At 60.0% G+C, this 25,407-nt stretch carries 26 protein-coding genes; 10 read left to right on the plus strand and 16 right to left on the minus strand.

Features of this window, described 5'->3' with window-relative positions:
* Nucleotides 1-85 precede the first annotated feature (85 nt).
* Nucleotides 86-469 (minus strand): PaaI family thioesterase, encoded by a 384-nt coding sequence (locus tag ACTJK9_RS19175; protein ID WP_440815483.1) that lies wholly within the window; start codon nt 467-469, stop codon nt 86-88.
* On the minus strand, nt 469-2,793 hold the full coding sequence (locus ACTJK9_RS19180) for a Tex family protein (RefSeq protein ID WP_440815486.1): 2,325 nt from the start codon (nt 2,791-2,793) through the stop codon (nt 469-471). Before ACTJK9_RS19180 ends, ACTJK9_RS19175 begins: the two co-directional genes overlap by 1 nt.
* A 360-nt stretch (nt 2,794-3,153) precedes the next feature.
* On the opposite strand from ACTJK9_RS19180, the gene ompR reads away from it, so the two are divergent.
* A complete protein-coding gene (gene ompR / locus ACTJK9_RS19185) occupies nt 3,154-3,894 on the plus strand; it encodes an osmolarity response regulator transcription factor OmpR (protein WP_007952694.1) in 741 nt (246 codons plus the stop codon).
* A gap of 114 nt (nt 3,895-4,008) precedes the next feature.
* The gene (locus ACTJK9_RS19190; RefSeq protein WP_039764576.1) at nt 4,009-5,322 is read left to right on the plus strand and encodes an ATP-binding protein; all 1,314 of its coding nucleotides are present in this window, start codon (nt 4,009-4,011) and stop codon (nt 5,320-5,322) included.
* Between the two features lie 97 nt (nt 5,323-5,419).
* Here the strand turns inward: ACTJK9_RS19190 and rimK are convergent, their stop codons facing one another.
* Genes rimK through rimA form a run of 3 tightly spaced genes read right to left on the minus strand, consistent with a single transcriptional unit; the run spans nt 5,420 to nt 7,597 of the window.
* On the minus strand, nt 5,420-6,325 hold the full coding sequence (gene rimK, locus ACTJK9_RS19195) for a 30S ribosomal protein S6--L-glutamate ligase (protein ID WP_007949201.1): 906 nt from the start codon (nt 6,323-6,325) through the stop codon (nt 5,420-5,422).
* Nucleotides 6,322-6,801 carry a retropepsin-like aspartic endopeptidase RimB gene (rimB, locus tag ACTJK9_RS19200; RefSeq protein ID WP_011331964.1) on the minus strand — a complete coding sequence of 160 codons (480 nt, stop codon included), beginning with the start codon at nt 6,799-6,801 and terminating at the stop codon, nt 6,322-6,324. Before rimB ends, rimK begins: the two co-directional genes overlap by 4 nt.
* 16 nt (nt 6,802-6,817) lie before the next feature.
* Nucleotides 6,818-7,597, minus strand: coding sequence for a S6 modification regulatory phosphodiesterase RimA (gene rimA / locus ACTJK9_RS19205; protein WP_085611198.1), 780 nt, complete (start codon nt 7,595-7,597; stop codon nt 6,818-6,820).
* A gap of 116 nt (nt 7,598-7,713) precedes the next feature.
* On the opposite strand from rimA, the gene ACTJK9_RS19210 reads away from it, so the two are divergent.
* Entirely contained in the window at nt 7,714-8,121 is a 408-nt protein-coding gene (locus ACTJK9_RS19210) for an RNA-binding S4 domain-containing protein (RefSeq protein ID WP_011331966.1), read from the plus strand.
* A 66-nt stretch (nt 8,122-8,187) separates the two neighbouring features.
* Here the strand turns inward: ACTJK9_RS19210 and ACTJK9_RS19215 are convergent, their stop codons facing one another.
* Nucleotides 8,188-8,988, minus strand: coding sequence for a phosphatase PAP2 family protein (locus ACTJK9_RS19215; protein ID WP_440815491.1), 801 nt, complete (start codon nt 8,986-8,988; stop codon nt 8,188-8,190).
* Nucleotides 8,989-9,092: 104 nt separating this feature from the next.
* Between ACTJK9_RS19215 and hslO the strand changes: the two genes are divergently transcribed.
* Complete coding sequence (hslO, locus tag ACTJK9_RS19220; protein WP_011331968.1) at nt 9,093-9,995, plus strand: Hsp33 family molecular chaperone HslO; 903 nt, start codon at nt 9,093-9,095, stop codon at nt 9,993-9,995.
* 181 nt (nt 9,996-10,176) lie between these two features.
* A complete protein-coding gene (locus ACTJK9_RS19225) occupies nt 10,177-11,718 on the plus strand; it encodes a phosphoenolpyruvate carboxykinase (protein WP_064382748.1) in 1,542 nt (513 codons plus the stop codon).
* Between the two features lie 172 nt (nt 11,719-11,890).
* Here ACTJK9_RS19225 and ACTJK9_RS19230 read toward each other — a convergent pair whose 3' ends face one another.
* The 5 genes from ACTJK9_RS19230 to ACTJK9_RS19250 form a co-directional block, all read right to left on the minus strand.
* Nucleotides 11,891-12,163: a type II toxin-antitoxin system RelE/ParE family toxin gene (locus tag ACTJK9_RS19230; RefSeq protein ID WP_440815495.1), complete on the minus strand. Its 273-nt coding sequence runs from the start codon at nt 12,161-12,163 to the stop codon at nt 11,891-11,893.
* The gene (locus ACTJK9_RS19235; protein WP_039764743.1) at nt 12,163-12,606 is read right to left on the minus strand and encodes a hypothetical protein; all 444 of its coding nucleotides are present in this window, start codon (nt 12,604-12,606) and stop codon (nt 12,163-12,165) included. Before ACTJK9_RS19235 ends, ACTJK9_RS19230 begins: the two co-directional genes overlap by 1 nt.
* Nucleotides 12,607-12,764: 158 nt before the next feature.
* Nucleotides 12,765-13,064 (minus strand): hypothetical protein, encoded by a 300-nt coding sequence (locus ACTJK9_RS19240; RefSeq protein WP_039764593.1) that lies wholly within the window; start codon nt 13,062-13,064, stop codon nt 12,765-12,767.
* Between the two features lie 343 nt (nt 13,065-13,407).
* A complete protein-coding gene (locus ACTJK9_RS19245; protein WP_440815499.1) occupies nt 13,408-14,535 on the minus strand; it encodes a hypothetical protein in 1,128 nt (375 codons plus the stop codon).
* 102 nt (nt 14,536-14,637) lie between these two features.
* Entirely contained in the window at nt 14,638-14,919 is a 282-nt protein-coding gene (locus tag ACTJK9_RS19250) for a hypothetical protein (protein ID WP_085611196.1), read from the minus strand.
* 304 nt (nt 14,920-15,223) lie between these two features.
* Between ACTJK9_RS19250 and ACTJK9_RS19255 the strand changes: the two genes are divergently transcribed.
* Nucleotides 15,224-15,727, plus strand: coding sequence for a polysaccharide deacetylase (locus tag ACTJK9_RS19255; protein ID WP_440815503.1), 504 nt, complete (start codon nt 15,224-15,226; stop codon nt 15,725-15,727).
* A gap of 17 nt (nt 15,728-15,744) precedes the next feature.
* Here the strand turns inward: ACTJK9_RS19255 and ACTJK9_RS19260 are convergent, their stop codons facing one another.
* Nucleotides 15,745-15,879: a hypothetical protein gene (locus tag ACTJK9_RS19260; protein ID WP_440815506.1), complete on the minus strand. Its 135-nt coding sequence runs from the start codon at nt 15,877-15,879 to the stop codon at nt 15,745-15,747.
* A gap of 234 nt (nt 15,880-16,113) precedes the next feature.
* Here ACTJK9_RS19260 and ACTJK9_RS19265 point away from each other — a divergent pair, with 234 nt between their 5' ends.
* The 3 genes from ACTJK9_RS19265 to ACTJK9_RS19275 all read left to right on the plus strand — a co-directional run bounded on the left by ACTJK9_RS19265 (nt 16,114) and on the right by ACTJK9_RS19275 (nt 19,838).
* Nucleotides 16,114-18,042 carry a RecQ family ATP-dependent DNA helicase gene (locus tag ACTJK9_RS19265; RefSeq protein WP_440815508.1) on the plus strand — a complete coding sequence of 643 codons (1,929 nt, stop codon included), beginning with the start codon at nt 16,114-16,116 and terminating at the stop codon, nt 18,040-18,042.
* 109 nt (nt 18,043-18,151) lie between these two features.
* A complete protein-coding gene (locus tag ACTJK9_RS19270) occupies nt 18,152-19,375 on the plus strand; it encodes a 3-hydroxyacyl-CoA dehydrogenase NAD-binding domain-containing protein (protein ID WP_440815510.1) in 1,224 nt (407 codons plus the stop codon).
* Nucleotides 19,376-19,406: 31 nt separating this feature from the next.
* Nucleotides 19,407-19,838 (plus strand): acyl-CoA thioesterase, encoded by a 432-nt coding sequence (locus tag ACTJK9_RS19275; protein WP_039764604.1) that lies wholly within the window; start codon nt 19,407-19,409, stop codon nt 19,836-19,838.
* A 65-nt stretch (nt 19,839-19,903) separates the two neighbouring features.
* Here the strand turns inward: ACTJK9_RS19275 and ACTJK9_RS19280 are convergent, their stop codons facing one another.
* From ACTJK9_RS19280 to ACTJK9_RS19295, 4 genes are all read right to left on the minus strand, one after another.
* Nucleotides 19,904-20,383, minus strand: a complete 480-nt coding sequence (locus tag ACTJK9_RS19280; protein ID WP_011331978.1) for a YMGG-like glycine zipper-containing protein — start codon at nt 20,381-20,383, stop codon at nt 19,904-19,906.
* A 235-nt stretch (nt 20,384-20,618) separates the two neighbouring features.
* Nucleotides 20,619-22,967 carry an FdhF/YdeP family oxidoreductase gene (locus tag ACTJK9_RS19285; RefSeq protein ID WP_064592755.1) on the minus strand — a complete coding sequence of 783 codons (2,349 nt, stop codon included), beginning with the start codon at nt 22,965-22,967 and terminating at the stop codon, nt 20,619-20,621.
* A complete protein-coding gene (fdhD, locus tag ACTJK9_RS19290) occupies nt 22,964-23,803 on the minus strand; it encodes a formate dehydrogenase accessory sulfurtransferase FdhD (protein WP_440815514.1) in 840 nt (279 codons plus the stop codon). Before fdhD ends, ACTJK9_RS19285 begins: the two co-directional genes overlap by 4 nt.
* A 92-nt stretch (nt 23,804-23,895) precedes the next feature.
* The gene (locus ACTJK9_RS19295) at nt 23,896-24,783 is read right to left on the minus strand and encodes a LysR family transcriptional regulator (protein WP_085611192.1); all 888 of its coding nucleotides are present in this window, start codon (nt 24,781-24,783) and stop codon (nt 23,896-23,898) included.
* Between the two features lie 137 nt (nt 24,784-24,920).
* Here ACTJK9_RS19295 and lysM point away from each other — a divergent pair, with 137 nt between their 5' ends.
* Complete coding sequence (lysM, locus tag ACTJK9_RS19300; protein WP_039764611.1) at nt 24,921-25,361, plus strand: peptidoglycan-binding protein LysM; 441 nt, start codon at nt 24,921-24,923, stop codon at nt 25,359-25,361.
* Nucleotides 25,362-25,407 lie beyond the last annotated feature (46 nt).

The raw sequence follows: 25,407 nt of genomic DNA on the forward strand, positions 1-25,407 counted from the left end.
CCTCTTCGCGGGCAAGCCCGCTCCCACAGAAACGCTCGACGCTGCGATCACAGCGCCGAAATTAACTCAAAATGATGAACAACATCTACAGGACAGCGAACGTGCCTTGCGCTTTTGCGACCAGTTTGTCGCCCTGCATCACGTCGGCTTCGACCACCAGCGTGCGCCGACCCGGGTGGATCACCCGCGCCGTGCACAGCACCTCGCCATCAGAGACGGCGCGGATGTAGTTGATCTTGCACTCGATGGTCGCGCTCTGGTGGTCAAAGCCGTGGGTGCTGGAGCAGGCCAGCCCCATGGCGATATCGACCAGACTGAACAGCGCGCCGCCGTGCAGCTTGCCGCCGCGATTGCGCAGTTCGGGTTCCAGCGCCAGGGCGACTTGCGCCACCCCGGTTTCCAGGCTGTGCAGACGGCAGCCCAACAGCTTGAAAAACGCGCTCTCGACAAGCCCGGCCGGCATTTCCATCAGCGTTTCTTCAACTGCTTGGCGTTGGCGAACAGCGACGCCATGGCGTTGTTCGCCGGAGCCGCCGGGGTGGTTTCCTTGCGCGACGCCGAACCCTGCGACTGGCGTGGCGCCGAGCCCGGACGCGAACCACGGGCACCGTCGATCTTCTCGCCCGGGGTGTCGCTCATGCGCATCGACAGGCCGACGCGTTTGCGCGGGATGTCGACTTCCATGACCTTCACCTTTACCACGTCACCGGCCTTCACCGCTTCGCGCGGATCCTTGATGAATTTCTCCGACAGCGCCGAAATGTGCACCAGACCGTCCTGATGCACGCCGATGTCGACGAACGCACCGAACGCGGTCACGTTGGTCACCACGCCTTCGAGGATCATCCCCAGTTGCAGGTCCTTCAGGTCCTCGACGCCTTCCTGGAACTCGGCGGTCTTGAACTCCGGACGCGGGTCGCGGCCCGGTTTTTCCAGCTCTTGCAGGATGTCGGTGACGGTTGGCAGACCGAAAGTCTCGTCGGTGAATTTCTTCGGATCCAGACGCTTGAGGAACGCCGCATCGCCAATCAGCGAGCGGATGTCACGGTCGGTTTCAGCGGCGATGCGCTGCACCAGCGGATAGGCTTCCGGGTGAACGGCCGAGGAATCCAGCGGGTTGTCGCCATTCATCACGCGCAGGAAGCCGGCGGCCTGTTCGAAGGTTTTCTCGCCCAGACGCGCGACTTTCTTCAGCGCCGCGCGGGTCTTGAACGCGCCGTGCTCGTCACGGTGGGCCACGATGTTCTGCGCCAGGGTCGCGTTGAGGCCGGAGATCCGCGCCAGCAGTGCCACGGAGGCGGTATTCACGTCCACGCCCACGGCGTTCACGCAGTCCTCGACCACGGCGTCCAGACCGCGCGCCAGTTTCAGCTGCGACACGTCGTGCTGGTACTGACCGACACCGATGGATTTCGGGTCGATCTTCACCAGCTCGGCCAGTGGATCCTGCAGGCGACGGGCAATCGAAACCGCGCCACGGATCGACACGTCCAGATCCGGGAATTCCTTGGCTGCCAGTTCCGATGCCGAGTACACCGATGCACCGGCTTCGGACACCATGACCTTGGTCATTTTCATTGCTGGATATTTTTTGATCAGTTCGATGGCCAGCTTGTCGGTCTCACGGCTGGCGGTGCCGTTGCCGATGGCGATCAGGTCGACCGAGTGCTTGGCGCACAGGGCGGCCAGGATGGCGATGGTCTGATCCCATTTGTTGTGCGGCACGTGCGGGTAAACCGTGGCGTGATCCAGCAGTTTGCCGGTGGAGTCGACCACCGCGACCTTGCAGCCGGTACGCAGGCCCGGGTCGAGGCCCAGGGTGGCGCGCGGGCCGGCCGGGGCGGCCAGCAGCAGGTCGTGCAGGTTGTGGGCGAACACGTTGATCGCTTCGGTTTCGGCGCCGTCGCGCAGCTCGCCCAGCAGATCGGTTTCCAGGTGGGTGTAGAGCTTGACCTTCCAGGTCCAGCGCACCACTTCACCCAGCCATTTGTCGGCCGGACGGTTCTGGTTCTGGATGCCGACGTGCTGGCCGATCATGCCTTCGCACGGATGCAGGGTGCCCGGCAGTTCTTCGCCGACTTTCAGTGCAGAGCTGAGAATGCCTTCGTTGCGGCCACGGAAAATCGCCAGTGCGCGGTGCGATGGCATGCTTTTCAGCGGCTCGTCGTGTTCGAAGTAATCGCGGAACTTGGCGCCTTCCTCTTCCTTGCCGGCGATCACCCGGGCACTGAGGGTGGCTTCCTGTTTCAGGTAGGTGCGCAGTTTTTCCAGCAGGTTGGCGTCTTCGGCGAAGCGCTCCATGAGGATGTACTTGGCGCCTTCCAGTGCTGCCTTGGCGTCGGCCACGCCTTTTTCCGCGTTGACGAAGCGCGCGGCTTCGGTATCCGGGGTCAGCGACGGGTCGTTGAACAGACCGTCGGCCAGTTCGCCGAGGCCGGCTTCCAGGGCAATCTGGCCCTTGGTGCGGCGCTTCTGCTTGTACGGCAGGTACAAGTCTTCGAGGCGGGTCTTGGTGTCGGCGAGTTTGATTTCGCGCTCCAGCTCAGGGGTGAGTTTGCCCTGCTCCTGGATGCTGGAAAGAATGCTGATGCGCCGTTCGTCGAGTTCTCGCAGGTAGCGCAGACGCTCTTCCAGATGACGCAATTGGGTGTCATCGAGGCTGCCGGTCACTTCTTTCCGGTAACGGGCGATGAAGGGAACGGTAGAGCCTTCATCGAGTAGCGCGACGGCCGCTTCGACCTGTTGTGGGCGTACGCCGAGTTCCTCGGCGATGCGGCTGTTGATGCTGTCCATAAAACCACCTGACAAATTGTGAAAGCAGGCTCGCAGGCGCGTGAATGAAGGCCCGGAGTCTGGTGGGGCGGCTTGATGCTGGCCGCTGCCTGGGTCAAAAGGCATCCCATTGACCCGTGAAATCGAACAATTACTGCGGCGCCCATGAAAATAAAGGACGGCCACCTGCGGTAACGATTCAGACGTTGCCTGACACAAAAGGCCGCGCATTATAACCAGCGTTCTGTCATTCGGGGGCGACACAGTCTGTAGGCTCAAGCCCCGGTTTTCTGGCAGTGAAGGAAAAATCTGCTAACAATGCACACGGTGCGTATAACGGCAGCTACGCCATAATGCGCGCCGAGCTAAAAGGAGCATCCAATGAGCAGCACTGCACAAACTGCTGAAGGCGAAAAAATTCTCATCGTTGACGACGATCCGGGGCTGAGCAGCCTGCTGGAACGCTTTTTCGTCAGCAAGGGCTACCGTGCCCGCGCCGTACCGAACACCGAGCAGATGGATCGTCTGCTGTCGCGTGAAGTGTTCAACCTGGTCGTCCTCGACCTGATGCTGCCCGGCGAAGACGGCCTGACTGCTTGCCGCCGCCTGCGTGGCGCGAACAATCAGATTCCGATCATCATGCTGACCGCCAAGGGCGACGAGCTGAGCCGTATCAAGGGCCTGGAACTGGGGGCCGACGACTACCTGGCCAAGCCGTTCAACCCGGACGAGCTGATGGCCCGCGTCAAGGCCGTGCTGCGCCGTCAGGCCGCACCGGTGCCAGGCGCGCCGGGCAGTGAAGAAGAAAACGTCACGTTCGGCGATTACGTGCTGTCCCTGGCCACCCGCGAACTCAAACGCGGCGACGAAGTGCACATGCTCACCACCGGTGAGTTTGCGGTGCTCAAGGCCCTGGTGATGAATGCCCGTCAGCCGCTGACCCGCGACAAGTTGATGAACCTGGCCCGTGGCCGGGAGTGGGATGCCCTGGAGCGTTCCATCGACGTGCAGATTTCCCGACTGCGCCGGATGATCGAACCCGATCCGTCCAAGCCGCGCTACATCCAGACCGTCTGGGGTGTCGGCTACGTGTTCGTGCCGGATGGCAACTCCACCAAGTGATGGGTGATTTGTAGGAGCGAGTCTGCGGGGAACGGTCGGAAACGCCGTCCACGCAGACTCGCAATCCGCAATATGCGAGCATTGCTCGCTCCTGCAAGTGTGTAGCGGTTATCCATGAAAACCCCCGTCTGGTTCCCCCAAAGTTTCTTCTCCCGCACCCTGTGGCTGGTGCTCATCGTCGTATTGTTTTCCAAGGCATTGACCCTGGTTTATCTGTTGATGAACGAGGACGTGCTGGTGGACCGCCAATACAGCCACGGCGTCGCCCTGACGCTGCGTGCCTACTGGGCCGCCGATGAAGAAAACCGCGCGAAAATCGCCGATGCCGCGACCTTGATCCGGGTGGTCGGCGCCGGTGTGCCGGAAGGCGAACAGCATTGGCCCTACAGTGAAATCTACCAGCGGCAGATGCAGGCGGAGCTGGGCGCCGACACCGAAGTGCGCTTGCGCATGCACTCGCCGCCGGCCTTGTGGGTTCGCGCGCCGAGCCTCGGTGATGGCTGGTTGAAAGTGCCACTGTATCCACACCCGTTGCGTGGCCAGAAAATCTGGAACGTGCTCGGCTGGTTCCTGGCGATCGGTCTGCTGTCGACGGCGTCTGCCTGGATTTTCGTCAGCCAGCTCAACCAACCACTGAAGCGTCTGGTCTACGCCGCCCGGCAACTCGGCCAGGGCCGCAGCGTGCGTCTGCCGATCAGTGACACCCCCAGCGAGATGGCCGAGGTTTATCGCGCCTTCAACCAGATGGCCGAAGACGTCGAGCAGGCCGGTCGCGAGCGTGAGCTGATGCTGGCGGGGGTCTCGCATGACTTGCGTACGCCGCTGACCCGTTTGCGGCTGTCGCTGGAGTTGATGGGGGACCGCACGGATCTGACCAACGATATGGTGCGCGACATCGAAGACATGGACGCCATCCTCGACCAGTTCCTCGCGTTCATTCGTGATGGTCGGGACGAGTCGGTGGAGGAAGTGGATCTCAGTGATCTGGTGCGTGAAGTCGCGGCACCGTACAACCAGAGTGAAGAGAAAGTGCGCCTGCGCCTGGAGCCGATCCAGCCGTTCCCGTTGCGGCGGGTGTCGATGAAGCGTTTGCTGAACAACCTGATTGGCAACGCGTTGAATCATGCCGGGGGTAGCGTGGACGTCGCGGCCTATGTATCCGGGGACACGAGTGCGCCGTACGTGGTGCTGAGCGTAATGGACCGTGGGGCGGGAATCGCCCCGTCGGAACTTGAGGCGATTTTCAACCCGTTCACCCGAGGTGATCGGGCCCGGGGCGGAAAAGGTACCGGCCTGGGGCTGGCGATCGTCAAGCGGATTGCTTCGATGCACGGCGGCAATGTTGAACTGCGCAACCGCTCCGGTGGCGGGCTGGAGGCGCGGGTTCGATTGCCGCTGGGGTTGATGCTGCCAAGAGATGCCGTTTAACGGCAGCTACAAGCGGCAAGCTACAAGCCAAAGCTGCTTTTACTCGCCGCTTGCAGCTCGTAGCTCGTAGCTCGTAGCTCGTAGCTCGTAGCTGCCCCTATCCCTTACCTTTTGTGCGGGTCATGTTCGGCCCGCCATTCTTTTCAAGGTGTTCGATGATGATCCCCGCCACGTTCTTGCCCGTGGTGGTTTCGATCCCTTCCAGGCCCGGTGACGAGTTCACCTCCATCACCAGCGGCCCGTGGTTGGAGCGCAGGATATCCACACCCGCTACCGCCAGGCCCATGACCTTGGCCGCGCGCAACGCAGTCATGCGTTCTTCCGGAGTGATCTTGATCAGACTGGCGCTGCCGCCACGGTGCAGGTTGGAGCGGAACTCGCCGGGCTTGGCCTGACGCTTCATCGCCGCGATCACCTTGTCGCCGACCACGAAGCAGCGGATGTCGGCGCCGCCGGCCTCCTTGATGTATTCCTGCACCATGATGTTCTGCTTCAGGCCCATGAACGCCTCGATCACCGACTCAGCCGCCGTCGCGGTTTCACACAAAACCACGCCGATACCCTGGGTGCCTTCGAGCACCTTGATCACCAGCGGCGCGCCGTTGACCATGTCGATCAGATCGGGAATGTCGTCCGGCGAGTGGGCGAAGCCGGTCACTGGCAAACCGATGCCCCGGCGCGACAGCAACTGCAGCGAACGCAGCTTGTCCCGCGAACGGGCGATGGCTACCGATTCGTTGAGCGGAAACACCCCCATCATTTCGAACTGACGCAACACCGCGCAGCCATAAAACGTCACCGACGCGCCGATCCGCGGGATCACTGCGTCAAAACCCTCCAGCGGCTTGCCGCGGTAGTGGATCTGCGGCTTGTGGCTGGCAATGTTCATGTAGGCGCGCAAGGTGTCGATCACCACCATTTCATGCCCGCGCTCGGTTCCGGCTTCGACCAGACGGCGGGTGGAATACAGACGCGGGTTCCGCGACAGCACAGCGATCTTCATGCAACACCTGTGGAGGAGGTAGATACCGGGAACACCGGCTTGTCTTGTACATATTTGATGCCCGGATTGACCACCAGCTGGCCGTCGATCAGGGCTTTGGAACCTAGCAGCAAGCGATAGCGCATGGACTTGCGGCAGGCGAGGGTGAACTCGATCGGCCAGACCCGATCACCCAGGGCCAGGGTGGTGCTGATCACGTAGCGCACCTGAGCCTGGCCATTCGAACTCTTGATGGTCTTGCGGGCGACCAGCGGCGCTTCGCAGCGTCGATGGCGCAGTTGCACGACGGTGCCCAGGTGCGCGGTGAAGCGCACCCACTTCTCGCCGTCGCGTTCGAACGGCTCGATGTCGGTGGCATGCAGGCTGGAGGTGCTGGCTCCGGTGTCGATTTTTGCCCGAAGGCCGGCGACTCCCAGATCCGGAAGCGCCACCCACTCGCGCAGACCGATAACGGTCAAATGGTCAAATGTCTTCAATGGAAAAAACCAACGATTAACGCGTCCACGCTTCAGGGGATACCTGGGCCAACGCTTTGAATGCGGGCCTGGCGAACCAGTAACCCTGCATCAGAAATATTCCGCAGTCCGCCAGGAAATCCCGCTCACCCGCGCTCTCGATGCCTTCGGCGATGACTGTAACGTCCAACTCCGCACAGATTGTGACAATCCCCCGAACGATAGCCTGACGAACACGGTCATGGTCGATATCGCGAATCAGCGCCATATCGAGTTTGATCAGGTCCGGTTGGAAATCGGCCAGCAGATTGAGCCCCGAATAGCCGGCACCGAAATCGTCGATGGCCGTCTTGAAGCCGAATTCGCGGTATTCACGCAGAATATTGGTCAAATGGCGATAGTTATCTACATGCTCGCTTTCCAGTGTTTCGAAAATCAGCCGGTCGATCGGAAAATTGTGTTTCCTCGCGGCCTCCAGGGTGCTGCGAATGCACAACTCTGGACGATAGACGGCGTTGGGCATGAAGTTGATCGACAAGTGTGTCTGCATATTAAGTTCGGCCGCGCCTTCGATGGCGCGAGTCCGGCAGAGCTGGTCGAAACGGTAGCGGTTATCTTCTGTAACCTGATCCAGCACGGTTAATGCACCTTCACCGGCCACACCACGGACCAGTGCCTCGTAGGCGTACACCGACTTGTCACGCAGATCCACGATGGGCTGATACGCGAAGGAAAAGTCGAAGCCCAGCGGCTCACTTTGCTGGCAGCCCAGGCACCCGGATTTGGGCGAGGTCAATGAAGACGGAAATTTGGTCACTCGATCACTCCATGCCGTTGAACCGGCGAAGATCACAGTTTATCTGGAGGGCCGAGTTCTTGCGCCCGACAGAATCGGTAGTACAGTTCCGACTACTGGCTGAACGAGGAATTCATATGGCACAAAAAAGCGAAGAGGACGACAAGGTTCGTCTCGATAAGTGGCTGTGGGCCGCGCGTTTTTTCAAGACTCGCGCCTTGGCCAAAGCCGCCATCGAGAGTGGCAAGGTGCATTGTCGGGGAGAGCGCTGCAAGCCTGGCAAAGAACCACGCATTGGCGATGAATTCGAGATTCGCGCCGGCTTCGACGAAAAGACCGTTGTGGTTCAGGCCCTGTCGATCGTGCGTCGCGGCGCACCTGAGGCGCAGACGCTGTATGCCGAGACCGAGGCCAGCATTGCCAAGCGTGAAGCGGCTGCGGCGATGCGCAAGGCGGGCGCTCTGGGTGTCACCACCGACGGTAAACCGAGCAAGAAGCAGCGTCGGGATCTGTTTAAATTTCGTGGGAACAGTAGCGGCGAATAAAAAACGCAGCCTGCCGGCCTGGGTTCAAGACCCGCCGGCGGCTGCGTTTTTTTCAGTAACCGTTGATTACTGCGCGGACACTACACTCATCCGCGAAACCATCGGCAGCTTGCCCAGCAACCGGAAGACCGGTGCCGTGACCTTCAACCAGAAGTTCGCCGCGTGATAAGCAAACGGCGTGTAGTAACCCCAGCCCAGTGCCCACACCGCCAGCAGCATGCCGCCGATGTAATCGTCCTGGCCCCAATGAGCACCGGCGACCAGACGCGGCAACATGAACAGCAGTGCCAGGCCCCAGATCACCAGAAACTGACCAGCCGTACGGCTGAACACGCCCATGAACAGCGCCCAGATCAGCAGCACCGAGGCGTGATCACCGGGGAAGCTCTGGCTCGAGCGATCTTTCAGCTCCCAGGTCTTCTCCAGATGCGGGAAGTAATCGCTGATATGCACGGCACCTTCGAGCACCATCGACGGGCTGCTGTGCTGCCAGCCCATGTGATCGGAGAACTTGGAAAACAGCGCGCGGATCACCACCATCAGCAGCAGGATCGAGAAAAAACCGAAAAAGGCGCGGCGCACGTCAATCGCCCTGAACACCCAGTCGCCCTTGATCAGCAGCGTCAGCAGAATCAGGCCGACGACGATGTCGAACGGTCGCAGACTTGCAATTGCCCAGATGTGGAGCCATATGGGGTTGCTGGCCAGCGGTGCGTTGAGTGAGCGGAACAGCCACTCGTCGAAAATCACACACAGCATCTGACCTGTAGGCCATAACCAGAAAGCCAGTAGTGCCAATGGCACAACGTTGCACAGAACCAGCCGGCCGAGGTTCCACCTTGATTGGAACAAACCCGGATTGTTCATAAAATGCCTCCCGTGGCTGAACATCGGCATCAAAAAGGATGCCAGAAGCGCGGGATTTTCATTCTTTGTAACCATTTTGTCATCACATTCAGATACCCAGACCTATGACCGATTTCCTCGATACCGATTACACCCAACGCTTCATCTTCGATGACAGCGACACGCGCGGCGAACTGGTGTCGCTGGAGCGCAGCTACGCCGAAGTGCTCGCCAAGCACCCGTACCCGGAACCGGTTGCGCAATTGCTGGGCGAACTGATGGCCGCCGCCTCGTTGCTGGTGGGCACCCTGAAATTCGATGGCTTGCTGATTCTTCAGGCCCGTTCCGAAGGCCCGATCCCGCTGTTGATGATCGAGTGCTCCAGCGAGCGCGAAATCCGCGGCCTGGCGCGCTATCACGCCGAGCAGATTCCTGCCGACGCGACCCTCGGCGACCTGATGCCGAACGGTGTCCTGGCCTTGACCGTCGACCCGATCGCTGGCCAGCGTTATCAGGGCATCGTTGATCTCGACGGCGAAACCCTGTCCGACTGCTTCACCAACTATTTCGTCATGTCCCAGCAGGTCGGCACTCGCTTCAAGCTGTGCGCCGACGGCCGTCGTGCCCGTGGTTTGCTGCTGCAGCAACTGCCGGCCGATCGCCTGAAAGACGAAGAAGAACGCGCCGCCAGCTGGCAGCACATCACCGCGCTGGGCAACACCCTGACCGCTGATGAACTGTTGAGCCTGGACAACGAAACGGTTCTGCACCGCCTCTACCATGAAGAGCAGGTTCGTCTGTTCGATGTGCAGAAACTGCGCTTCCACTGCAGCTGCTCCCGCGAGCGTTCGGGTAACGCACTGGTCAGCCTGGGTCTGGAAGATGCGCAGGCACTGGTGGCCGAGCAAGGTGGCCAAGTCGAGATCGATTGCCAGTTCTGCAACCAGCGCTACCTGTTCGACGCGGCAGATATCGCTCAATTGTTCGCTGGCGCGGGCGTCGAGACGCCGTCAGATACCCGGCACTAAAACGGTTCAGCGCAGGTAAATTCACTGCTCAACGACGGAATTACGCCGTTACGACGGGAGGGCCCTACTCTTTTTGGGCTTTTCTGGCATAATCCGGCCCACTTTTTTCGCGGTAGTAGTGCACGACTTTCTACTACAAAACGTTTGGAGCACACTCGGCCACTGGCCGACGGGGAACCTCATGACGCAAGCCAATAACGCCGTGTACACCGATCTGAGTGTTGATGATCTGGTAAAAGAAGCCCTGAACCGCGGTGAAGGCGAGCTTGCCGATACCGGCGCTCTGGTTGTTCGCACCGGTCACCGCACCGGCCGTTCGCCAGTCGACCGTTTCATCGTTGAAGAGCCTTCCACCCAGGCTGCCATTGCCTGGGGCCCGATCAACCGCAAGTTCCCGGCCGACAAGTTCGACGCGCTGTGGGCTCGTGTTGAAGCATTCAACAACGCGCAAGAGCATTTCGTTTCCCACGTGCATGTAGGCGCGGCCGAAGATCACTACCTGGCCGTGAAGATGACCACCCAGACTGCCTGGCAGAACCTGTTCGGTCGTTGCCTGTTCATCAACCCGGCCCAGTACAACCCGGCCGGTCGCGAAGAGTGGCAAGTGCTGAACGTCGCCAACTTCGAGTGCGTGCCAGAGCGTGACGGCACCAACTCCGACGGTTGCGTGATCATCAACTTCGCCCAGAAGAAAGTGCTGATCGCCGGCATGCGTTACGCCGGTGAAATGAAGAAAGCCATGTTCTCCGTGCAGAACTTCCTGCTGCCGGCCGCCGACGTGCTGCCAATGCACTGCGCTGCCAACATCGGCGAAGACGGCGACGTGACCCTGTTCTTCGGTCTGTCGGGCACCGGCAAGACCACCCTGTCCGCCGACGAAAGCCGTTACCTGATCGGTGACGACGAACACGGCTGGGGCGAAGGCGTTGTCTTCAACATCGAAGGCGGCTGCTACGCCAAGTGCATCGACTTGTCCGAGAAGAACGAGCCGGTCATCTGGAAAGCCATCAAGCACGGCGCGGTGCTGGAAAACGTCGTGATCGACGACGCCAAGCACGCCGACTACGCCGATGTCAGCCTGACCCAGAACAGCCGCGCGGCCTACCCGCTGGAGCACGTTGCCAAGCGTTCCGAGAAGAACCTGGGCGGCGAGCCGAACGCTGTGATCTTCCTGACCTGCGACCTGACCGGCGTCCTGCCGCCAGTGTCGATCCTCAACGAAGAACAAGCGGCCTACCACTTCCTGTCCGGCTACACCGCACTGGTGGGTTCGACCGAAATGGGTTCGGGCAGCGGCATCAAGTCGACCTTCTCCACCTGCTTCGGCGCACCGTTCTTCCCGCGTCCGGCTGGCGAATACGCTGAACTGCTGATCAAGCGCATCCGCGGCTTCGGCTCCAAGGTCTACCTGGTCAACACCGGCTGGACCGGCGGCGGCTACGGCGTCGGCAAACGCTTCAACATCCCGACCACCCGTGCGGTGATCGCAGCGATCCAGAGCGGCGCGCTGATCGGTGCAGCCACCGAGCACCTGGACACCATCAACCTGGACGTGCCACTGGCCGTACCGGGCGTCGAAACCAACCTGCTCAACCCACGCAACACTTGGGCTGACAAGGCTGCGTACGACGAAGCTGCAAAAGCACTGGCCGGTCTGTTCATCGAGAACTTCAAGAAGTTCGAAGTGAGCGACGCGATCAAGGCTGCCGGGCCTAAGTTGTAAGACTGGGTTTGTAGCGAATGAAAAAGCCGCCTCTTGAGGGCGGCTTTTTTGTGGGTGATGGGTTGGACTTCATTGTCAGATCAACTGCCATTATTCCCGCAGAATCCGCGTTAAACAGCCAGAATAATGCTACTTAAGGAGGCGCGAACTCCTAGCGTTTTCTCCCCAGCCATCATGGCCATTGCCGTCTGGTATGCAGCACTCGTAGCATTTCCACAACATCAACTTTGACTGTGTAGATGATGACGTAGTTTGGAGTGACGACGATTTCGCGGGTACCTCCCGCGATACCTTTTCGGTACAGGGCTGGGTGCTGCCGAGCGCTTTCTCCTTTCAGTTCGAAAGCCTCATCAAGTTCAATCGCTGCAGCGGGATTTTCCTGGCCGATACGCTCCATGATGTTGTCTCGGTCATCCAGCGCTTCTTGGCGCCAGACCAACCTCATCAACGTGCTCGCTGACGAAGGGCATCCCGTTTGGCGGCAAATATCCTGCGAGCGTCTTCATCGCTGACGCTGGGTCTTGGGTCATCAATGCTGATTTGTACCTGTTGCTTGACCCATTCTTCATACGCAGCTGCTTCATGAGCTTGTTTCATCGCTTCGGCGCGATCAGGGCGGGCATAGGTTTTTATCTGAAGAGGGTCATAACTGGAGGCGTCCACATCGAAGTGATTGATGCCCACTCCTTGCAGGTAGGTCACCAGTGTTTCAAGCCGCTTGAACAGACGTACCTGGCCACTGCGTTGTGCGGTCAGTGAGTATTCTTTGCTTCCTTGCTGAATCTGAATCGACCAGCCACCCGGTTTGGCGACGATATGTGCGCTACTGATCGAACCGTTCTCAAATAGCCGCGTGAGAGTGCTGTGATCAATGGTTTCAGTGGTCATGAAGGCAAGCCCTTGGTTGAACAATGGCTCCCATCGTACGCAATCAATAATAGTTTGCAAAATTCTGATCCTTAAGTTTTGCGCCGGAGATGTCAGCGTCAGTGTTCGAGATAGAGGCAGGCAGTTCTAGCCATGAACACGCCTGCCCGAGGAGTCCGTCAGGCCGGCGCTTTCCAGTTGAGCATTCGCTGCTGGGCGACCTGGAGCAGGTCATAGCCGTCTTTGGTGAGAAGGTAGAGCGCGTGGGTGATGTGCGGGATGTCTTCGACGTCGGCGTGTTTGAAGCAGAGGCAGTAGAGGGTTTGCAGCAGGTCGCTTGAGGCGCGCAGGCGCTGGACGGCGCATTCGAGGATGTCTTGCGGGTTGGCTTCGGTGTCGATGACCAGGGGCTTGGTGTCGGTGAGGTTGGAGTCGAGTGGGCGGTAGCGATTGGAGTGGAGCTCGTTCCATGATTTCATTTTTTCTATCTCTGTAGGCATCAATGAACCGCTGCTACCGTGACCAAGCGGTGGAGGCGGACTGTGTTCAAGTTGGTCAAACCGGCAGAGATAACCCGGTACGCCGAAGCGTCCCAAACACAGCCCGCCATAAAGCGTGCCGACAGAAATAGGTCGGCAGCATACAAGGGCATGCATCAGTTATCTCTGTTTTTCAGGTGACCAAACCTGAATCGCTGATTGGGTAGCGATGCTCACAACTATAGATTTGGGCTAACAGGCGCCGATAGAAGACAAGGCGCCGCTGCGTGTAGGAACGGGATGTAGATTCGGGCAGTCCGTTCCTACAGATCAATCACGGTTTTCAACGAATAGCCCGATACCCCTCAACATCCAGCACACTCGTCGTCAGCCCGGTCGCCGGGGTGTAGATCGCGCCTTTCACCGTCGAGAACGGCACGCCTTTGCTGCCCAGCGATACGTAGCGTTCGCCTTGATCCAGTTCGGTGAACCAGGTGTAGGAACACTTTTCCATCGCCTTGTATTTCACCGCCGCGTTGACGATGGCGGCGGTGTGGTTGCGAAGGTCGGTGTCGGTGAGGTTGAGGTTCTTGTCGAGGACGGTGCCCCAGCGTTTCAGGCAGACCTCGGCAAAGTGACGGACGATGAGGCCGGGTTCGGCCAGCACTTTTGGACCACTGTTGCCGTCGGCGGAGGCGTTGCCGACCAGGGTGGCGTGACGGCCGGGCATGGGGAAGATGCTGGTCTTGGTGCCGGTCGCGGTTTGCGGAATGACGCAGCTGAAACCCTTGGAGCGTTCATCCCGCGCATAGAAACCCACATATTCTTTTACGTTGCTGTTGAGCTTTACCCGGTGTTCCTGAAAGTTACCGATGCCCGGCACCGGGTCGATGGCAAAGATATTCACTGGAATGTTTTTCAGTGCACTGTCGTTAAACATGGCATTGGCCAGCATATGACAACTGATACCGCCGCGGCTCCAGCCCACCAGATTGACTTTTGTTGGAATAACACCGTCCTTGCGAAAGGTTTTGATAATTTGCTCCTGTAACTTCTGTTGCGTGACGCTGCGATCACCATAGTTATATTTACGCCACAGCCAGGAACCTTCGACTTTTACATCTTCAATCGGAATGCCGGCGGCTTTGAGGCGGTTGTATTCCGCTTCGGTCAATTGCTCGCGCTGCCAGTCACATTGGCCTTTGATGATGTTCATCGCGTGCTGGACGTTTTCCTCCCAGCCCTTGCCGAACAGGGTTCCGCTGAGGCCGTAGTCCTTTGATTGGGTAAACAGCTCATCGGCTTGCAGGTTGCTGATGCCGGGGCCGTCGACCACGATCCAGTCGGCGAACTCGCGCCCGGTGTGGTGAGCGGCAAGTGTGGAGACCAATTCCCCATTCCAATAGTTAACGTGTGCATTATCAAACTTTGTCGAACCTGTACCGCAGAAGAAAATAGTCAGAGTTGTCATGTTATTGCTCTTGGTTGATGTAAGAGCAGACAGACTAGTTCCGGTTTTTGTTGTAATGGAAGCGATGGGTTGTTGCGAACTTTGTAAGTGTGGCTGGCAGTGTTATTTATTTATTTGTTGTCTGGCAACTTCCAGCAAGTCACAACCGTCTTGGGTCAATAAATAAAGCGCATTGACGATGTTGGGAATATCTTTCACATCGGCCTGTTTGAAACACAAGCAGTAAAGAGTTTCCAGCAGATCGCTGGCGGCGCGCAGGCGTTGGTCGGCGGCATTGAGCAGGTCGCCCGGTTTTGCTTCGGTGTCGATAACCAATACCGGTTTTTCAATGTCGCAAGTCTTGAGAGGGCGAAAACGGGGATTCAGCGGTTTGTACATATTCATGATCAAGGTGTGTCCCTTACGAAGTCGCTTCGGTGAGCCGACACAGAGTTTCCAGTCGCGCCAGCCACTATAGAAGGGGGCTGACCGCAGGGACAAGACGGCCGCAATGGACAGATTTCGTAAGGGTTTTTTCCACGATATGGGCATTTGCCCTACATGTTTTTTCGGTTTTTCAAAGCCAAACCCTTATTGGCGAATTTTCCGACGTGATTATCAGGCGTTTCAAAGTAAACCTCTGTATGGTGCGCGCCAGAATCCGTAGGGCGTTTCCAAACGTCCGACACAGACTTAAAGGGAATTAGGTATGCAGTGGCTACGAATGGCCTCGATCGTTTTGCTGTGGGTGAGTGGCTGTCGTTTGGCGTTGGCCTCCGACACGGGCAACGGGTTGGTGCTTGCCAACCTGGAGCGCACCGGTTGGCCCGACGCGCTCGCCACTCAGGCTGACATCGACACAGCGGCCCGCGCTGAGGTGCTGGTTTTCGGCAAGGCTCTGCTGGCGAGCGAAGCCCTGGACGAACCGGGACTCACGCAACGACTGGGCGTGCAGCAAATACAGCTCAAGTCGATCAGACAAGTACGCGAAGGTCTGTGGGATCGCTTGCTCAACACCTACCGCAATGCCAGCACTCACTGCGACGAGAAAGCATTTTGCCCCCGGGTGCGCAGTGTTGCCGACTTGCGTCAACTGGCGGCAGCCTTCACCGGCGATATCAGCCCGGCTCATGCACGATGGGCGAGCCAGAGCCTCGATGTGCATGAACGGGTACTGGATGAGCAATTGCGGGTAGCCGTATTGCGGCCCTGACACAACGCTTGCGGGGGTTAAGTCGAGGGCGCTGCGGTGACGGTCACGACGCTGGACAGGATCGGCGGAAAGTCTTCGGGAGAGGGTGTGCAGCCTCCCAGCAGCAGGGAGGCAAAGATCAGGGCGAGGGGCAGTTTCAAGTTGTTCGACATGTTCACTCCTTGGTAAAAATCCATGCGCATGGGCCGTCCTGGCTCAAGGCGTGACGGACATTACCCTCGGGTCGCTTCACACGGCGATGAACAAAGTGTTTCATTTGTTTGATCCCTTGACCGTGCCGTCGACGCTGTATCATCCCGTATCGATTTGACCCCCGACCTATTCTCGACGCGCTGAGATCGCCCGCTAGGCTGTTGGCATCACAGCGGTCAACGGAGTGACAGCGAATGCACAACACCCTGGAACAGGTTTTCGGTTATCCACAGTTTCGACCCGGGCAGGAGGACGCGATCAGCGCTGTTCTCGCCGGGCGCTCGGCAGCCGCGATATTTCCCACCGGCTCCGGCAAATCCCTTTGTTACCAGGTCCCGGCACTCTTGCTGCCGCACCTGACGCTGGTGGTCTCACCGTTGCTGGCGCTGATGCAGGATCAGCTCGAGTTTTTGCGCCGGCACGGGATATCCGCAGGCAGCATCGATTCGGCGCAGAGCCGCGAAGACGCCAACGATGTGATGGCCCGCGCCCGTTCGGGCGAACTGAAGATCCTGATGATTTCCGTGGAGCGTTTGAAGAACGAGCGCTTTCGCAACTTTTTGCAGCAGGTGCCGATCTCGCTGCTGGTGGTGGATGAGGCGCACTGCATCTCCGAGTGGGGCCACAACTTTCGCCCCGACTACCTCAAGCTGCCGGACTACCAGCGCCAGTTCAACATCCCGCAAACCCTGCTGCTGACCGCCACCGCAACGCCAAAGGTCATCGACGACATGCAGGCGAAATTCGCCATCGCGGCAGACGATGTGGTGACCACCGGTTTCTATCGGCCCAACCTCCGTCTGCTGGTCGAGCCGGTGCGTGGGCAGGACAAGCGCCGGCGTCTGGTGGAGTGGATGAACGAGCGCGCAGGTCAGCCGAGCATCGTCTACGTGACCCTGCAGAAAACCGCCGAGCAGATTGCTGAACATCTGGAGCGCAATGGCATTCAGGCCGAGGCTTATCACGCCGGTTTGCCCCATGAGCAACGGGACGCGATCCAGAAGCGCTTCATGGGCGGGCAGTCCGATTGCATCGTCGCCACCATCGCCTTCGGCATGGGCATCGACAAGAGCGACATCCGCAACGTGGTGCATTTCGACCTGCCCAAATCCATCGAAAACTACAGCCAGGAAATCGGTCGCGCCGGGCGTGACGGGCAGCCGTCCGACTGCCTGGTGTTGGCCAACCGCGACAGCCTCAACGTGCTGGAAAACTTCGTGTATGGCGACACTCCGGAACAGGAGGGCATTCGTCATGTGCTGGACGAGCTGCAGGCCGCCGCGCCGGTAGGCCAATGGGAGTTTCTGCTCGGGCCGCTGGCGGATCAGAGCAACATTCGCGCGTTGCCTTTGAAGACGTTGTTGGTGCAGTTGGAGCTGCGAGGACTGATTGCCCCGCGCTACGCGTACTACGCCGAGTACCGTTTCAAATACCTGCTGGAGCCCGAGGCGTTGCTTGAGCGTTTTGAGGGTGAACGCAGGGATTTCGTCGCCGCGATCATCCAGACCTCAAGCCGCGCGCGTACCTGGGCCACGGTGAATTTCCAGGCGATGTACGAGCAGTATTCCGCCGAGCGCAACCGCGTGGTGAAGGCGCTGGATTATTTCCAGGAAAAGGGCTGGGTCGAGCTTGAGAGCAAGCAGATGACCGAGGTCTACAACGTCCTGCGCGGCGATTTCGACAGCCAGGCCCTGAGCGCTGACCTGCACGACTATTTCACCCGCCATGAGCAAACCGAAGTGGCGCGGATTCACGCCATGCTCGAGCTGTTCGCCACCGAGCGATGCCTCGGATATCGGCTGGCGGAATATTTTGGCGATCACAATGCGCCGCAGCAGTGCGGACATTGCTCGGTGTGTCACGGGCACCTCGCCCGGCTCCCGGCGCCTCCGGAATTGCCGGCGCTTGTGGATAAAAATTTTGCGGCGTTGTGTGGCGATTTTATCCACAGGCATCAGCAGCACGCTGGCAGCGCTCCGTCGGCCGAGCGGCTGACCCGGTTCCTCTGCGGAATCAGTGTGCCGCTGTTTACCAAACTCAAGGCGCGGGCCATTTCCGGGTTTGCAGCGCTGGAGGAATATCCCTACGCCGAGGTCCGGGCCTGGGCTCAGACGCATCTTTGAGATTCCGAATCCATCTGCTGAATGTCGATCATCACGGCAATGAACTTCAAAAATGCCCGGTGGCTGACTATGGTGATGGCTGTCTTCGGATCGCCAACAAGAGAACAACATGAGCCAGACATCCTTCGCTATTCAGCAGGCCGCCGTGATCGGCGCCGGCACCATGGGCCGCGGCATTGTCATGTGCCTGGCCAACGCCGGCGTGTCAGTGCAGTGGGTCGATAACAATCCACAGATGCTTGAGCAGGCGCTGTCCACCGTGGCCGAGACCTACGCGCACAACGTGCGACAGGGGCGGATCGATCAGGCCGAAGCCGATGCGCGGATTGCCCGTGTCAGCGCGGCGGCGGACTATGTGGCAATCCGCAACGTCGACCTGGTGATCGAAGCGGTGTACGAGAACCTCGAGCTCAAGCAGAAGATCTTCCGTGAACTCGATGGCGTGTTGAAACCCGAGGCGCTGCTGGCGAGCAATACTTCGGCGCTGGATATCGACGCCATTGCCGCCGCGACACGGCGACCGACTCAAGTGCTGGGCCTGCATTTCTTCAGCCCGGCGCACATCATGAAGTTGCTGGAAATAGTCCGTGGCGCACAAACTTCTCCGGCTGTGCTTGAAGCCGCTCTGGAGCTGGGCAAGCGCATGGGCAAGGTCAGTGTGGTGTCGGGCAACTGCCACGGTTTTATCGGCAACCGCATGCTGCATCCGTATGTGCTCGAAGCGCGCAAGATGTTGCTTGAAGGGGCGTACCCACACCAGGTCGATGCGGCGTTGCAGAGTTTCGGTTTTGCCATGGGGCCGTTTCGCATGTACGACGTGGTCGGCATCGATCTCGAGTGGCGTGCCCGTGAACTGGCGGGCAAGGGGCAGGATGCACCGGAGGTTCAAGTGGATAACCGTCTGTGCGAGTTGGGCCGGTTCGGTCAGAAGTCCGGCAACGGTTATTACCACTACGAGCCGGGTAGTCGACAGGCCGAGCATGATCCCGAGGTCGATGCGCTGGTGTTGAACGTCAGCGAAGGGTTGGGGTTTCATCGCCGGGATATTGGCTCGGAGGAGATCCTTGAGCGGTGCCTGCTGGCGTTGGTCAACGAGGGCGCGAAGATCCTGCAGGAAGGGATTGCCGAGTCGGCGTATGACATCGATCAGGTTTATCTGAATGGCTACGGCTTCCCGGCAGAGAGAGGCGGGCCGATGGCCTGGGCGGATGACCAGGGGCTGGCCGACATTCACAAGCGATTGCTGGCGCTGGAGACCCGGCAGGGCGATCACTGGCGGCCGGCGCCATTGATTGGCGAGCTGGCGGCGCGCGGCAAGGGTTTTTATCTTTAGACTGAGCAGGTCACTTCAGGAATCGACACTGATGTCCAACCCGATGCCGCAACGCAGCGATTACCCGCACTTCCAGCCGATCACCACGCGCTGGCACGACAACGACGCCTACGGTCACGTCAACAACGTCACCTATTACAGCTTCTTCGACACCGCGGTGAACACGTACCTCATCCAGGTCGGAGGGCTGGATATCCATGACGGCGAGGTGGTGGGGTTTGTGGTCAGTTCGTCTTGCGACTATTTCGCGTCGATCGCTTTTCCGGATCGAATCGAGATCGGCTTGCGGGTAGGCAAGCTGGGTAATAGTTCGGTGCAATACGAGCTGGCGGTGTTCAAGGCCGAAGAAGACGAGGCTTGTGCCGCCGGGCGCTTCGTGCATGTGTTTGTCGACCGGGCGTCCAATCAGCCGGTATCGATTCCAACCCGATTGCGCGAAGCGCTGGAACGCCTGGCGATGTGACAGGCAAAAAAAATCGCAGCCCGGGGGAGCTGCGATCTGGATGTATCGGCTAAAGAGGCCTGGCCTCAGTCGCGGTAGTAGCGGTGATGCTTGCGATGGCCATAGGCATGGCCACGACCTGGGTGACGGTCACGGTAGTAGCGACGATCATCATGGCGACGGTCGTAATGACGATCATCGTCATCGCTCTTGTTGCCCATGTAGTTGCCCAGCGCGCCACCCGCGCCGCCGCCGGCTGCTGCGCCGATCAGGCTGCCGGTGGTGCCGCCCATGCTGCGGCCGACCACGTTGCCGCCGGCTGCGCCCAGCGCACCGCCAATGGCTGCTTCACCACGGCTGCGCTTGTCGGCGCCCACCGCACTACCACCCGCGCCGCCCAGGGCTGCGCCGATGGTTGAACCTGTACTGCCGCCTAACGATTGACCGACGACCGAGCCAAGAACCCCGCCCAATGCGCCGCCCACACCTGCTTCGGTGGTGCCTCCGGCAGAAGCGAAGCCACTGACCAGGCCAAGGGACAACAAGAGAATCGAGGAGAACTTCATAGAGGAGCCTCAAAGGGATGACGGCGCGATCCTGAGGCTCTGGAATGGGCGTGACAATCGAAATCCGACGAATAGCACGACCTGTATACAATTCTGCAAGTTGCTGATTTTTGGGCGGAACTTAACGGTTTTTCGCCGGTCTTTATCTACTTCGGACAGGCCGCTTTGATCACAAAGCGGCCTTTTTTGTGGGCGTTCTAAAAGTGCTCGCGAAGGCGCCCGTTCAGGCGCCGTATCAGGCCGATCTGGCCATGATCAGCCCCGTTTCGCTCGCCGCTTCCAGGCGAATGGCAATGAACTTCGACGTCGGCGTATGGCTGCCATCGCCAGTGCTCTCCAACGGCACCAGCGGATTCACCTCAGGGTAATAAGCCGCTGCCTGCCCTGCAGGAATATCGAACGCCAAGAGCGTGAAGCCCTTCACCCGACGCTCACGACCATCGTCCCACAGCGACACGATGTCAGCCTTCTGCCCCGGCTTGAAGCCCAGACGGATGATGTCGGCTTCGTTGGCGAACAACACATCGCGCTGTCCCTTCACCCCGCGATAACGATCGTCGAGACCATAAATCGTGGTGTTGTACTGATCATGTGAGCGCATCGATTGCAGGATCAGGTCCGGCAGTTTGCCGGTGGCGCGAGTGCGTTCGTGGATCAGGTCCTTGGGGAGCATGTTTGGCTTGAAGTTGGCCCGGCCCGACGTGGTGTTCCACTTGCGCGCGCCGGCGCTGTTGCCGAGGTAGAAGCCGCCCGGGTTCTTGACCTTCTCGTTGAAGTCCTTGAAGCCCGGAATGGTGTCGGCGATCAACTCGCGGATGCGCCGGTAGTCGGCCACCAGCCAGTTCCAGTCCACCGGTTTGCTGCCCAGGGTCGCGGCGGCGATGCCGGCGATGATCGACGGCTCGGAGCGCATCTGGTTCGACAGCGGCTGCAACTGACCGTTGGAGGCGTGCACCATGCTGAACGAGTCTTCCACGGTGACGGCTTGCGGGCCTTCGGTCTGGATATCGATGTCGGTACGGCCCAGGCACGGCAGGATCAGCGCGTCCTTGCCGTGGGCCAGGTGGCTGCGATTGAGCTTGGTGCTGATCTGCACCGTCAGGTCACAGTTGCTCAGGGCCTGGAAGGTGCGCGGGCTGTCCGGCGTGGCCTGGGCGAAGTTGCCGCCCAGACCGATAAACACCTTGGCGCGACCTTCGGCCATCGCGTGAATCGCTTCGACCACGTTGTGCCCGTTGTGACGTGGCACCTTGAACTGGAAGCGGCGCTCAAGGGAATCAAGGAACGCCACCGGCGGACGTTCGTTGATGCCCATGGTGCGGTCGCCCTGCACGTTACTGTGGCCGCGCACCGGGCACAGACCGGCGCCGGGTTTGCCAATGTTGCCGCGCAGCAGCATCAGGTTGGCGATCTCCTGGATGGTCGGCACCGAGTGGCGATGCTGGGTGATGCCCATCGCCCAGCACATGATCACGTTCTTGCCTTTGGCGTACATGCGCGCCGCTTGCTCGATTTCCACCAGGGTCAGGCCGGACTGGGTGACGATCTGCTCCCAAGGGGTATCGTCGACGACACCAATGTACTCGAGCACATTGACGCTGTGCTCATTGAGGAAATCGTGATCGAACACGGCCGGTGCGCCAGCCTTCTGCGCATCGCGCTCCCATTGCAGCAGGAACTTGGCCATGCCGCGCAGCACCGCCATGTCGCCGCCCAGCGCCGGGCGGAAATACGCGGTGTTGGTCGGCTTGTCGCCGTTGGTGAGCATTTCCAGCGGATGCTGCGGATGCTGGAAGCGTTCCAGGCCGCGTTCTTTCAGCGGGTTGACGCACACTACCTGGGCACCGCGTTTCACCGCTTCACGCAGCGGTTCGAGCATGCGCGGGTGGTTGGTGCCGGGGTTCTGGCCCCAGACAAAAATCGCATCGGCATGTTCGAAGTCGTCGAAGGTCACGGTGCCTTTGCCGACGCCGACACTCTGCGCCAGGGCCACGCCGCTGGCCTCGTGGCACATGTTCGAGCAGTCGGGGAAGTTGTTGGTGCCGAAGGCGCGCACGAACAGTTGATACAGGTACGCCGCTTCGTTGCTGGCGCGGCCTGAGGTGTAGAACTCGGCCTGATCCGGGCTCGACAGCGCTTGCAGGTGTTTGCCGATCAGCGCGTAGGCATCGTCCCAGCTGATGGGTTTGTAACGATCGGTTTCGGCGTCATACACCAGTGGTTCGGTCAGACGACCTTGGTATTCAAGCCAGTAGTCGCTCTGTTCCAGCAACGAGGTGACGCTGTGTTTGGCGAAGAATTTGCCATCGACCCGGCGCTTGGTCGCTTCCCAGTTCACCGCTTTGGCACCGTTCTCGCAGAATTTGACCATGCCGCTTTCCGGCGAGTCACCCCAGGCGCAGCCCGGGCAGTCGAAGCCGCCGTTCTGGTTGGTCTTGAGCATCATGCGCAGGTTTTTCAGCGCGTTGTCGCTGGTCAACCAGGCCTGGGCCACGCTGATCAGGGCGCCCCAGCCACCGGCCGGGCCCTTGTAAGGCTTGTAGCGCGGAACGGGTTTCTGGTCGGCTTGATGATGTTGGCTCACGGGTGTTTCTCCATTTCTGGGCTATACACCCGCGGCGCGTTCTTCTGCGGCAGGTGGATGAGATTGAGGTTGTGGCGTCGCGCCCATTGCACGGCGAGACCGGTAGGCGCGGACAGGCTGACCAGGGTCTGAATCCCGGCCCGCAGGACTTTCTGGATCAATTCGAGGCTGCAACGGCTGGTGACAATTGCCAGGCCGCCGGCTGTGGATATCTTTTGCCGGATCAGACCGCCGATCAGCTTGTCGAGGGCGTTGTGCCGGCCGATGTCTTCGCGGCCCAGCAGCAATTCACCGCTGGCGTTCATGAACACCGCTGCGTGCACTGCGCCGCAATGCTGACCCAGCGGTTGGAATGCGCCGATACGCTGGCGCAAACCATCGAGCCATTCGGCGGGCGGCAAAGGTGCACCGGACAAGACCTTTAGATCAGGCAGCGCCTGCTCCACCGCTTCCACGCCGCACAGTCCGCAACCGCTGGTGCCGGCCAGTTGCCGCCGCTGCTGCTTGAGGTTCCAGAAGGCGCGGTTGGCGATGGTCACTTGCGCGTATTGCGCCGAGCCCGAACCGCTCAGTTGCAGGTCGTAGATGTCCGAGGCGTCTTCGATGATGCCGCTGCCGAGGCTGAAGCCGATGATGAAGTCTTCAAGGTCGGTCGGCGTCACCAGCATCACGGCCTGACTGATGCCGTTGTAGGCAATCGCCAACGCGACTTCTTCGGCCAGCGCGGTGCTGGCCGATTCCGCGAGGGGGAGATCGCTGTAGCTGTAGGTCTGACTGGCGGCTGGCGCGGGCGTTTCGAGAGCAGGCGCCGCGCAGGCCGGGCGCTTGGCGTTCATGGCATCACCGACGGATTGATCAACGTTAAGACTAGGCGCGGCAAGATGTCGCGTCTAATCGCTAGTGTCGATCCTTCGATAGATGCCGTCGATCAAGTGTCCGTGGGTGATTTTTGATAGAGCGCGAAACAGGCCTCGGCCAGCGCCGAGCGTGGGGCGCCGCGACGCATGATCAGGCCCAGTCGGGCGAGGGTCTGGGCGTTTTCGATGGGTTGCAGGCGCAGATGATCGGTCAGGTTTTCCAGGCCGCCATCCAGTGGCATCACCGCACAGCACAAGCCGCCGTGCACCGCTTGCAACAATTGGTGAACGGCGTCGGTTTGCAGTAACGGCTGCGGCGTCAGGCCACGACTGTGGAAGTTATGGTCGATGGACTGGCGAAAGTGCATGCCGCTGGTGAGCATGCCCAGGGGCAGTTCGATCAGCGATTCCCAACTCAGCGGTGCCTCACCAAAGTTGAAGAACCGCTGGTCGTAGAGCAGACCCATCTGCGTTTCGCTGAACGCCAGGGATTCAAACCGCTCGCCGTCGAGGCGGTCCAGGTAAGACACGCCAATGTCGATGCGATTGTTCGCCAGTTGCTCTAGAACCTGTTCGGAGCTCAGCGAGGACAGTTCGAAGCGCAGGTTCGGATGTTGCGCGTGCAGGCGCTGCATCAACGGCAGTGCATCGAAACTCGACAACGGCACCACGCCCAGGCGCAGGGTGCCGATCAGATTGCCGCGACAGGCCGCCGCTTCCGCCTGCAAACCGTCGTAGGCCGCCAGTACCGTGCGCGCCCAGGCCAGCACCCGTTCGCCCGGCGCGGTGAACCCTTCGAAGCGCTGGCCACGGTTGACCAGTGGCAGGTCGAGTTCTTCCTCGAGGCTGCGCAGGCGCATCGACAGGGTGGGCTGGGTGATGTGGCAGCGGGCGGCGGCCTGGCCGAAGTGGCGGGTTTCGTCGAGGGCGATGAGGAATTTCAGCTGCTTGATGTCCATCTTCGCTCCGGGGCGCTGGCAGGGGTGGGCGATTCTACCGCTTGAGTGACGGCAGGGTCATTGGTCGGCTTGGAACCGGGTTTGTCCGGGGTGGTCTAGGCTTGGGCGTCTGGAACCCAAATCAAGGAGTGTGCGCCATGAGTCTTTTGAGCTTTGTGAAAGAAGCGGGTGAGAAACTGCTCGACCTGCTGACCCCCGGCAACGCCAATGCCAGCGAGCAGTTGAAGGAACACATCAGCAAGGTCGGGTTGGGTAACCCGAATGTCCAGGCAACCGTGGACGGGGACAAGGTGACCGTTACCGGTGAAGTGGCGAGCCAGGAAGAGAAAGAGAAGATTCTTCTGGCAGTGGGCAACATTGCCGGTGTCGGCAGCGTCGATGACCAGATCACCGTGACCGGGCCGGTTGTGGCGGCGGCGCGTTTTGTGGTCGTGAAGAAGGGCGACACCCTCAGCGCGATTTCCCTGGCGGTGTATGGCAACGCCAACCAGTACAACAAGATCTTCGAGGCCAACAAGCCACTGCTGTCACACCCGGACAAGATTTATCCGGGGCAGACGCTGCGTATTCCCGAGTAACCGCAGATACCGCTATCGCGAGCAGGCTCGCTCCCACATTGGAATG

It is taken from the genome of Pseudomonas sp. 22082 (genome assembly GCF_052046055.1).
In the GTDB taxonomy this organism is placed as follows: Bacteria; Pseudomonadota; Gammaproteobacteria; order Pseudomonadales; family Pseudomonadaceae; genus Aquipseudomonas; species Aquipseudomonas pharyngis.